The 11,517-nt window shown below is 41.7% G+C and carries 6 protein-coding genes and 1 pseudogene; 5 read left to right on the top strand and 2 right to left on the bottom strand.

Annotation, left to right across the window (positions count from 1 at the left end; translation table 11 throughout):
- Nucleotides 1–126: 126 nt before the first annotated feature.
- The 4 genes and pseudogenes from G1O98_RS04300 (at nt 127) to G1O98_RS04315 (ending at nt 7,764) form a co-directional block, all read left to right on the top strand.
- Entirely contained in the window at nt 127–5,706 is a 5,580-nt protein-coding gene (locus G1O98_RS04300) for an ATP-binding sensor histidine kinase (RefSeq protein ID WP_163927440.1), read from the top strand.
- A gap of 59 nt (nt 5,707–5,765) precedes the next feature.
- Nucleotides 5,766–6,929, top strand: a pseudogene (locus G1O98_RS04305) (ATP-binding protein); the annotation flags it as partial.
- A gap of 152 nt (nt 6,930–7,081) precedes the next feature.
- Nucleotides 7,082–7,336 (top strand): hypothetical protein, encoded by a 255-nt coding sequence (locus G1O98_RS04310; protein ID WP_163927441.1) that lies wholly within the window; start codon nt 7,082–7,084, stop codon nt 7,334–7,336.
- Between the two features lie 41 nt (nt 7,337–7,377).
- A complete protein-coding gene (locus G1O98_RS04315; protein ID WP_163927449.1) occupies nt 7,378–7,764 on the top strand; it encodes a response regulator in 387 nt (128 codons plus the stop codon).
- 54 nt (nt 7,765–7,818) lie between these two features.
- Here the strand turns inward: G1O98_RS04315 and G1O98_RS04320 are convergent, their stop codons facing one another.
- Both G1O98_RS04320 and G1O98_RS04325 read right to left on the bottom strand, forming a co-directional pair.
- Complete coding sequence (locus tag G1O98_RS04320; protein WP_163927442.1) at nt 7,819–9,294, bottom strand: pentapeptide repeat-containing protein; 1,476 nt, start codon at nt 9,292–9,294, stop codon at nt 7,819–7,821.
- Nucleotides 9,295–9,519: 225 nt separating this feature from the next.
- Complete coding sequence (locus tag G1O98_RS04325; RefSeq protein ID WP_163927443.1) at nt 9,520–10,263, bottom strand: pentapeptide repeat-containing protein; 744 nt, start codon at nt 10,261–10,263, stop codon at nt 9,520–9,522.
- 3 nt (nt 10,264–10,266) lie between these two features.
- On the opposite strand from G1O98_RS04325, the gene G1O98_RS04330 reads away from it, so the two are divergent.
- Nucleotides 10,267–11,436: an FAD-dependent oxidoreductase gene (locus G1O98_RS04330; RefSeq protein ID WP_163927444.1), complete on the top strand. Its 1,170-nt coding sequence runs from the start codon at nt 10,267–10,269 to the stop codon at nt 11,434–11,436.
- Nucleotides 11,437–11,517 lie beyond the last annotated feature (81 nt).

The raw sequence follows: 11,517 nt of genomic DNA on the forward strand, positions 1-11,517 counted from the left end.
CTGTACCTGGTTGAGCAAAATCAACCGGGTTTCTCAATTTTTTACCTTCAGAAAATTACAGCATGAATTGTGATACTTCGAGTTAATCGGGGAAAACTGAACTCAGGTTATCCAGTCGCAAGCTTTATGGTAGAAAATCGAGTTGATGTTCCCGGTTATGGGATTGGTGAAAGAATTTACACCAGCACTCGCACCCTGGTTTACCGAGGTTGGCGAGAAGCCGATCAAACCCCTGTTGTGATCAAACTTCTGAAAAATTCTTATCCCAGTGTGATTGAGTTGGCTCAATTCAGGAATCAGTACTCAATTACGAAAATCTTAAATGTTCCTGGGGTTGTTCGGATCTATAGTCTGGAAAGTTGTCAAAATCGACCCGCCTTGATTTTAGAAGACTTTGGTGGAATTTCTTTGAAGGAGTACACTGCTTTTAGAAGGAAAGGGCTCGGTGAGACAGGAAATCAGGAAAATTCCTCACATCTGCATCCTGATTTTTTGACTGAGTTTTTACAGATTGCGATCGCACTTGCCGATATTCTGGCTGATCTCTACCATCACGAAATCATCCACAAGGATATCAAACCCGCCAATATCCTGATAAACCCTACCACAAAGCAGGTCAAACTCATTGACTTTAGTATTGCTTCACTGCTGCCGAGAGTTAACCAACTTTCAACCAGCCCGACTGTTTTAGAAGGAACTCTTGCCTATCTCTCCCCTGAACAAACCGGGCGCATGAATCGGGGGATTGATTATCGCACTGACTTCTATTCTCTTGGAGTCACTTTCTATGAACTCTTAACTGGGCAATTGCCATTTCAATCGGATGATTTGATGGAATTGGTGCATTGTCATATAGCAAAACAACCACCACTTTTAAATGATAGAGGAGAGATTCCCCAAATTCTCTGTGATATCGTCATGAAACTGATGGCAAAGAATGCTGAAGACCGCTATCAGAGTGCATTAGGGCTAAAGCACGATCTGCAAATTTGTTTGGAGCAATTGCAAGAAAGTGGAAATATTATCCCATTTCAGCTAGGGTACAGGGACGTTTGCGATCGCTTTGCGATTCCCGAAAAACTCTATGGACGGGAAGTAGAAGTGGCCATGCTGCTAGCAACTTTTGAACGGGTGCGCCAGGGAACCTCTGAAATGATGCTGGTGGCAGGTTCCTCTGGCATTGGGAAAACAGCAATTGTCAACGAAGTTCATAAACCAATCACCCGTCAGCGCGGATACTTTATCAAGGGCAAATTCGATCAATTTAATCGGAATATTCCCTTTTTTGCTTTGGTGCAAGCGTTTCGGGACTTAATGGCACAACTGCTGACAGAGAGTGATGCTCAAATTGACCAGTGGAAGACTCAAATTTTATCTACCTTGGGTGAAAGTGGTCAAGTAATTATTGAGGTGATTCCAGAACTCGAACGAATCATTGGAAAACAGCCCTCACTCCCGGAATTATCGAGTACTGCTGTCCAAAGCCGCTTCAATTTGCTGTTTCAGAAATTCATTCAAGTATTCACAACCCAAGAACATCCCCTAGTTATTTTCCTTGATGATTTACAGTGGGCAGACTCGGCTTCTTTAAAACTGATGCATCTGTTGATGAGTGAAGCCAGCAACTCTTATTTATTAGTGATTGGAGCATATCGGGATAATGAGGTTTCCTCAGCCCATCCCCTGATGTTGACCATTGAGGAAATGCGTCAAGAGGCGATTACAGTTAGTAGTATTGTTCTTTCTGCCCTTACCGAAACCGACCTAAATCAACTGATTGCAGATACCCTCAAATATTCAACAGAACAAGCAACTGCGATCGCCAATCTGGTGTATCAAAGGACTAAAGGTAATCCATTTTTCACTAACCAGTTTCTCAAATCGCTGCATGAAGATGGGTTGATCGCCTTTGCCAGCAGAACGGGAGATTGGCAGTGCAATCTAGTTCAAATTCGGGCGCTGTCTTTTACAGAAGATATTGTCGAGTTTGTGGCGGTGCAACTCCACAAATTACCACAGCAGACTCAGAATGTTCTCAAACTGGCTGCTTGTATCGGCAATCAGTTTGATTTAGAAACCTTATCAGTTGTCTATGAAAAATCTCCAGTCCAAACCGCAGCAGATTTGTGGCCAGCCCTCAAGGATGAATTGATCTTACCCAGTGGGGAAGGATATACATTTTTTCAGGATGAGTCTGTTGTCATGGATGATTTGACAAATGACAACACACCAATAATTATTACCTACAAATTTTTCCACGATCGCATTCAACAAGCCGCTTATTCACTAATTCCAGACTATCAGAAACCAGCAACTCACCTAAAGATTGGTCAATTGCTGTTGAGCAATACCCCGGAAACTGAGCAAGAATTGCTGATTTTTGAAATTGTCAATCAATTGAATATTGGCATAGAACTGATCGCATCTCAAACCGATCGCGATCGACTGGCACAACTCAACCTATCGGCAGGAAAAAAAGCCAAATCTTCCACAGCTTACCAGGTAGCAATTGAGTATTTAACTACTGGGATTCGTTTATTGAGAAGTGACTGTTGGCAAAGTCAGTATGAATTAGCTCTGGCATTGCACGAATCAGCCGCCGATGCTGCTTATCTTAGTGGCGCGTATGAACAGATGGAAAAATTGACTCAAACAGTTATCCAGCAAGCCAAAACTCCACTGGATCAAGTCGGCATTTACGAAACCAAAATCCAGGCGTATACAGCTAAAAATGATGTGCTGGGGGCGATCGCGATCGCACGTCAAGGAATGAGTAAATTCGGCGTGGTTTTCCCAGAAACACCCACCCCACAAGACATTCAGCAAGCCCTGGAAGAAACTGCTAATCTGATTAACGGTCGTGATATTGCAGAATTGGTTGACTTACCTGTGATGGTAGCCGCAGAGAAGCTAGCTGTCACCCGAATTGTGGCAAACGTTGCTCCAGCCGTTTACATTGCCGATCCTAATCTGTTTCCACTACTGGTTTTGTCTCAAGTCCAAGCATCTATTGAGTATGGCAACGCTCCATTTTCTGCCTTTTGTTATGGCTGTTATGGCATTCTTTTGAGCGGAATTCTTCAGGATATTGAAACAGCCGATCGAGTTGGCAATCTTGCCTTGGCACTAACTGACAAATTTAATATTAGCGACATCAAACCCACAGTATTTTATGTCGTAGGTGCTTTCATCACCTATTTGAAGTCTCCACTGCAAAAATCTTTGCAGTTAATGCTGGATGGTTACAAGATTGCTCTAGAAACTGGAAATGTATACTACGTAGGTTTCAATACCAAAGATATCTGCCAATATTCCTATTTTCTCGGTCGAGAATTGAACTCGTTAGAGGAAGATATCCGGGCTTACTGTCATGTTTTGGAAAATTTTAAGCAAGGTACGACTCTAAACTATTGCCGTATTTTCTGGCAAACAGTTTTGAATTTGCTTGGCAAAGCTGAGAATCCCTGTATTATAACAGGCGAAGCACTCAACGAAGCCGAATTTGTGAATCAACTGGTTCAAGCCAATGAATTGACAGGGCTTCACTATTTCTTCCTCCACAAATTGATTCTCTGTTATCTGTTTGAAAACCTTTCTCAAGCAGTGGAAACAGCCGCTCAAGCTAGAGAATATCTAGTTGCGGGAACGGGCTATGCCACTGTGCCGATGTTTTATTTTTATGATTCCTTGACGGCTTTAGCAGAGTATCGCACAGCTATAGCCTCTCGCCAAAAAACATTACTAGAACGGGTTACAGAAAACCAAGAAAAAATGCAGACATGGGCGCACCACGCACCCATGAATTATTTGCACAAATTTGAATTGGTGAAAGCCGAAGAATGCCGAGTGTTGGGACAGATGGCTCAAGCAGTGGATCATTACGATTGCGCGATCGCACAGGCAAAAGCCAATAGATATATTCAGGAAGAAGCCCTCGCCAATGAACTGGCTGCCCGATTTTATTTAGAATGGAACAAAGAAGCGATCGCGCAAATTTACCTAGAAAACGCCTATTACACTTACCTTAGCTGGGGAGCGATCGCCAAAGTTAACCAGTTGCAACACCAATATTCTCAATTATTGCTTAAGCTGTTTCAGCAGGATGAAACTACTTCTTCAACCCTCACCACTACAATCGGATTCAACCAAAGTAGTTCCACTGGGACTGAAGCATTAGATTTAGCAACGGTGATGAAAGCCTCTCATGCACTGGCTGGAGAAATTGAGTTAGAAAAGCTGTTGACAACCCTGATGCAGGTTGTAATCGAAAATGCCGGGGCTGATAAATCAGTCCTTCTGCTGCTTCAAGAGGATAATTGGGTTGTTGTGGCTCAAAAAACTAGTCAAGCGATCTTTGAAGAACAGCAATTTCTGCCACACCCTACGCCTACCGATGAAAACTTGGGGAGAATAAACCTGCACTCCCTTCCTCTTTCAGCTAGTCAAGATGTTCCCAAAGCAGTTGTGAATTATGTATCGCGCACCACCGAAACCCTAGTGTTAGATGATGCCCGCAAGGAAACTACCTTCGCCAACGATCCCTACATCATTCTATGGCAACCTAAAAGCTTGCTATGTACGCCTATTCATAATCGTGGCCAACTAATTGGCATCCTATACCTAGAAAACAGTTTGACAACTGGAGCCTTTACCCAAAACCGTCTTGAGGTTTTACGGTTGCTTACAGCACAAGCTGCCATCTCGCTGCAAAATGCCATGTTGTATAACAATCTAGCTGTAGCAAAAGCTCAATTAGAAGATTACAACCATACTTTAGAGCAAAAGGTAGAGCAGAGAACTCTGGAGTTGAATGATAAAAATCAGCATCTCTCGGAAACTTTAGAGGAACTGCAACACACTCAAAGCCAACTAATTCAAACTGAAAAAATGTCTTCATTGGGACAAATGGTAGCAGGTGTTGCCCACGAAATTAACAACCCGATTAACTTTATCTATGGCAACCTTACCTATACCAATGAGTATTGCCAAGATTTGCTGCATCTAGTTGAGCGGTATCAGCACTACTATCCTCAACCGTTTCCTGAGATTCAAGAAGAACTAGAGGCAATAGATTTAAACTTTCTCAAACCAGACTTACAAAAATTGCTGCAATCAATGAAAGTGGGGGCAGATCGCATTCGTCAAATTGTCCTTTCTCTCCGCAATTTCTCGCGTTTGGATGAGGCTGAAATGAAAAGTGTCAATCTTCATGAAGGCATTGACAGCACCCTGTTAATTTTACACCACCGTCTAGAAGAGAAAGCACACCGCCCCGGAATCGATGTAATTAAGGAATATGCACAGTTGCCAGAAGTTAGTTGCTACGCCAGTCAGATCAATCAAGTATTCATGAATATTCTGAACAATGCTATTGATGCCTTGGATTCAGCATTCACAAATGAAGAAAGACAAATAAAAATTCCCACTATCCAAATTCGTACCAAAATGACTGATGCTGATACAGTAACTATTCAAATTGCAGATAATGGATCTGGGATGTCTGACGAGGTGAAACAGCGCCTATTTGACCCATTTTTCACAACAAAACCTATAGGCACAGGAACAGGTTTAGGATTATCAATTAGCCACTCGATTGTAGAAAAACATGGCGGACGAATAAGTGTAATATCCGAACCGGGAAAAGGAGCGGAGTTTTCTCTTTCTATACCTTTACATAATACGGTAGAGCAGCGATCGCTTAAGTAAACGGGGCAGGGGGAGCAGGGGAAGTAAATTTACCCTCATCTTTCCCATCTTCCTCTTACCGAGCTATTAATGAATTAGAGTTGAGGGTAGCAGAGCGAACGGCTGAGTTAATAAGTGTGAATCAGAAGTTGCAGTCACAACTTGATGAACGTCAGCAAACGCAGGAAGAATTACGGTTTTCTCAAGCCCGATTTGCTCGAATTTTAGATATTGCTGATGATGCAATTATTTCTATCAACGGGTTCCACAATATCACCTTGTTTAATCAAGGAGCAGAGAAGATTTTTGGTTACTCTGCCCAGGAAGTGATTGGCCAAGGTCTTGATTTACTCTTACCGCAGCGCTTTTTCCAAGCACATCGTCAACACGTAGCTGACTTTGGGCAATCTCCCAATGTTGCCCGGCGGATGGGAGAACGGCGTGAAATTTATGGTCGCCGAAAGGATGGAAGTGAGTTTCCAGCAGAAGCTTCTATCTCTAAAATAGATATGGGTGATGAAATATTTTATACAGTTATCTTACGAGATGTCACAGAGCGCAAACAAATCGAACGGATGAAGGATGAGTTTGTCTCTGTTGTTAGTCATGAACTCCGCACACCTTTAACTTCGATTTACGGCTCTCTCGGAATGCTAGCCAGTGGTTTGCTAGCGACAGACTCAGAGCAGGGAAAACGTCTGTTGCAAATTGCTGCTGATAGCACCGAACGCCTAGTACGTTTAATCAACGACATTCTAGACATTGAGCGTATTGAGTCGGGTAAGGCGAAGATGGAAGCAGAAATCTGCAATATCGTTGATTTGATTACTCAAGCAGTAAATGTTATCCAGCCTTTGGCTGACAAAGCCGGAGTGACACTATCCATTTCTGCCCTATCTGGTCAAGTATTGGCAGATTGCGATCGCATTGTTCAAACTTTAACTAACCTACTGAGTAACGCCATTAAATTTTCATCTGCCGGATCTACGGTTTGGTTGGGGGCACAACAAGAAGGTGACGAAGTTTTTTTGACAGTCAAAGACACCGGACGCGGCATCCCAACTGACAAACTTGAGAGTATATTTGAGCGCTTTCAACAAGTTGACTCTTCAGATTCGCGTAACCATGATGGTACTGGTTTAGGTTTAGCAATTTGTAGAAGCATTATGCAACAGCACGGCGGACGCATCTGGGCTGAAAGTATATTGGGCGAAGGTAGCACTTTTTACGTCACTCTGCCGTTGTTTGGGACTTTACCACATACTGATTTACAAAACTCTTCCAATATTCCTGTAATTTATAGTCGTCACGAGCAAATTATAAATAGCCGCCTAAGTCAAGATGCAGAATTTTTGACCAAAGGGCGTGTTGTCCCTAGGAATTTGAACAACGATTGATGGAGTTACTTCAGCGAATTAATCACAACCCAATATTTATCGGATTTTGGGAAAAGGGGAAAGAAAAAACCTTTAACCAGTATCAATACTTTTCGGATAAACCCAACAATCTCTCTTTTGGTCTGGGGAAAGCTTACTGGGTTTGGGGTAAAGGTAAACTTAAACCCTTTCCCTTTCCCCTTTCCCCCTTAACTGAAAAGTATTGTAACCAGTATCCTTTACGCCAAACCCGATTCCGAGTGAAAAATGCTTAACTCAAAAGTATTGAATCACAACCAAAAAGAGGATAGTAATGATGGCAACAAAGCAAATTCTAGTGGTCGATAACGAGCAGTATATTCAAGAAGTTGCCAAGATTTGCTTGGAAACAGTTGCAGGCTGGAAAGTTGAAACAGCGAGTTCAGGTGAAGAGGGGATAATGAAAGCTGAGACTTACCAACCAGATGCGATTTTACTAGATGTAATGATGCCAGAGATGGATGGGATTGCCACCTTTGAAAAGTTACAAGCTAATCCGGTAACTAAAAAGATTCCCGTAATTTTGTTAACTGCCAAAATCCAGGCTTCCGATCGCCGTCGTTATAATCAGATGGGAATGATTGGTGCGATCGCTAAACCATTCAATCCGCTAGAATTAGCTGCTGAAGTAGCCTTAGCACTGGGTTGGAGTCTGGAAAAATAAGCTGAAGTGAAAACGGTAGAATGCACCCAAATAACTAACTGATGCTGCGTTAACTCAACCTGATTGCCGCCAATCTGTCGGTGCTTCTATATAATCAGGTAGGCGAGTAGTGCGATCGCCAAGTGCCTTTCTAATCTGATGCAACTCTAAGTTTTTAGCCCCTGTTAAAATTGTCCCTTCCAGTTTGACATCACTGAGGTCAGCTTCTAAGAAGTTAGCTCCCATCAGGTTTGCCTGAGTCAGGTTAGCTTGATAAAAGGTTGCTCTATGCAGGTTGGCTCCAATCAGGTTTGCCTGATGCAGGTCAGCTTCCGTTAAACTGGCTTCTGAGAGATTGGCAAAATAGACTTCTGTTTGGTAGAGTTTGGCTGCATTCAAGTTAGCCCCTGAAAGATTGGCTCCATTCAGGTTAGCCCCTGAAAGGTTAGCACCAATCAAACCCGTTAGATTTAGGTTGGCTTTACCCAGTTTTGCACCTTGCAAGTTAGCTAAAAACAGCTTTGCTCCAGATAGATTGGCGACTTTCAAAGTTGCTTGTTGCAAGTTGGCTTTATAGAGGTTTGCTCCTTGGAGATTCGCTATACGCAGACTTGCTCCAGAAAGGTTGGCTGAACGCAGGTTAGCCCCTGAGAGATTAGCACGATTAAGATTAGCGCAATATAGATTAGCTCCACAGAGGCTAGCTTTCAGTAATTTGGTTTCATAGAGAATAGACCTAATGAGTTTAGCGCCGTTTAAGTCAGCCTCACTCAAGTCTGCTCCACGCAGGTCAGACCCACTCAGGTCAGAACCACGTAAATCTGCTTGTTGCAGGTTAACTCCTAGCAGGTCTGCTCGTCTGATGTCGATATGACGTAAATCAAGTTTCTGATCTTTTGGGTCTTCGAGTAAATTACGCCTGCCGATAACAGTTAGGGCTGCTTGAATATCAGTGCGGATTGTTGGAAATTCTTCATGGAGGTTTTGCTCTAACTGCTGTGTCGGACGCGGCCCAACTCTACGCCTACCTGAATAAGCATCTGGTGTATATTCCGGCTTTTGTTGCTCAACCTTTACCTGCTGGATAGGTGCATTTTCTCGCACAAAGGCAGTGAGGATTTCCATGATTGTCCAGTGTTCTTTAGGAAAATCCTGAGCAACTCTTTCTAAGGCATAAATTGCACCTGTTCGGGTTTCAACTTTATCATGACCAAGCTGGGCAATTGCCCCCATAAATCGTTCTGAAATCAATCTATCTTGATTGAGTTTGGCATTTTGAAGGCCAATTTCTAGGTTTTTCTCAGCTGCGATCGCATTTTTCTGCATCGCTTGGGCCCGCTTTGCTGCGTAATAGGTATTAAACATTGCCGCCGATGCCAGAAAAACTATTGCAGTAGTTGTTAAAGCTTGGTTTCTATACTCAATCTTTTCCTGAATTGACAATTCTTTAATACTGGACAAAGCAAAGAAAATTACAATCAATGAGCAGCCAAATATAACTGTTATAGTTATCAACCAATTCAACAGAGTGTCTGTCTTTTTAGAAGACATGGTAAAGATTTTCCTTACAACCTAGAATTATTACTTAGATGCTTGGAAAAAATAGTATAGCATTTAGCAGAAAATTATAATAGGTGTCAGAAGACCTCTTTAACTAAGTAATAATATCGAATATATTAGGAGATTAGGGCGAAAATAGAACAATTACTGAAAATTGGTGAAAATCTTACCCTATAAACTTTTTAAGTTTAACTTTCGCCTTGCAGGACTGGTGCTTTACTCAGAAAATTTAGCTTCTCTAAGGTTTGCTCCATCAAGTATGGCATCATTGAGAATTGCCCCATGTAAATCAGCTAGATATAAGCTTGCACAATGCAGGTTAGCTCCTTTTAAATTAGCTCCTTTTAGGTTAGCTGCACTAAGAATTGCCCCTTCTAGGTTAGCTAAATATAAGTTAGCACCTTCGAGGTTAGCCGCACTGAGAATTGCTCCTGCAAGATTAGCTTCTGTGAGGTTTGCCCCAGCAAGATTAGCTTGATAAAGGTTTGTCTTTTGTAGATTCGCCTTATTCAGGTTTGCTCCTCTCATATCGATATAACTCAAATCAAGCTGCTCATTTTCTGGGTCTTTATTTATATCTCTTTTAGCGATAACGGTAAGGGCTGCTTGAATATCTAGACGAATTTTTTCTAACAGATTAATCGTTACTTCTTCTTGAGGTAGATAAAGAGTATTTTTTCGGATAAAAGTAGTAAGAATGTTCATAATTATCCAGTGGTACTGTGGATGATTTTTGGCAATTTGCTCTAAATCATTAATTACAGCTAAACTGTTTTCTGTTGTGTTATTTTCTAGTTGTTCAATTGCTATTCTTAAATGATATTTTGGGGACTTATGTTGAGTTTGGATAATTTTTTCTTGGAAAACCTGTATCCCCAGATATATTTTTGCTAATTGACTGTTATTGATTAATGAAATATCTTTTACAGCGTGAAAATAATTAATGATTACTGTCAACATACTATGGTTAAAAACTTAGTGCTAATTGGTGGCGGTCACAGCCATGCAATTGCCCTGAAAATGTTTGGAATAAAGCCGTTACCCGGAGTGCATTTGACGTTGATTACTGCAAATCAAAAGACAGCCTACTCTGGAATGTTACCAGGACACATTGCTGGATTTTACACCCATGATGAATGTCATATTGATTTGAAACCATTGGCTAACTTTGCTCAAGCAAATTTGTATATTGACAGAGTAGTTGCCCTAGACTTGGAAAACAACAAAGTTCTCTGTGCTAACGGATTGGCGGTAGATTTTGATGTGCTGTCTATTGATATTGGCAGCACTCCGGCCAGAGTGTCTGTATCAGGAGCAGCAGAATATACGATCGCAGCTAAACCAGTATCCCAGCTATTGAAACATTGGTATGAACTAATTGCAGCTGTAGGTAAAAATCCTCAAGAATCAATTCGGATCGCGATCGCAGGTGGAGGTGCTGGCGGTGTAGAATTGGCGTTGGCGATGCAATCTCATTTACATCAGATTTTCCATCAAAATCAACAACCAATTGAAAATCTGGAAATTCATTTATTTCAGCGTAACAAACAACTGATGCCCAATTATCATCAATCAGTACGGCATCAACTTCAGCAAATTCTCACCGAGCGAGGTATTAAGCTACATCTTGGAGAAAATGTGTGTAATATCGCACCTAAAAACTCCCAGGAAACTAGAGAAACATTTGAGATTCAGTGCGATTCTGGTTTGAGAGTAGAGTGTAATAAAATTTTTTGGGTAACACAAGCTTCAGCACCTGAATGGTTAAAAATTGCGGGACTAGGAACTGATGAGCAAGGTTTTATTCTGGTAGAAGACACGTTACAATCTCAAACGCACCCGCAGGTATTTGCATCTGGTGACATCGCCACAATGGTAAATTATCCGCGTCCAAAAGCTGGGGTATTTGCTGTTAGACAAGGTAAACCTTTATTTAATAATTTGCAGCGAATTATATTAGGTAAGTCACTCAAATCCTATAAGCCGCAGAAACAATATTTAAGTCTAATTGGTACAGGAGATGGAAGAGCAATTGCAACAAAAGACATCTTTACTTTACCACCTCATAAACTCTTGTGGCATTACAAAGATTGCATTGACCGCCGCTTTATGAAACGCTTCCGTTTTGAATAAATAAGGGACTGGGGACTGGGGACTGGGGACTGGGGACTAGCGACTAGGAAATAATTCTTTTAACTGCTAATACCCAATACC

Origin of the sequence: Nostoc sp. UIC 10630 (assembly GCF_010747425.1) — a bacterium.
GTDB lineage: Bacteria > Cyanobacteriota > Cyanobacteriia > Cyanobacteriales > Nostocaceae > Nostoc.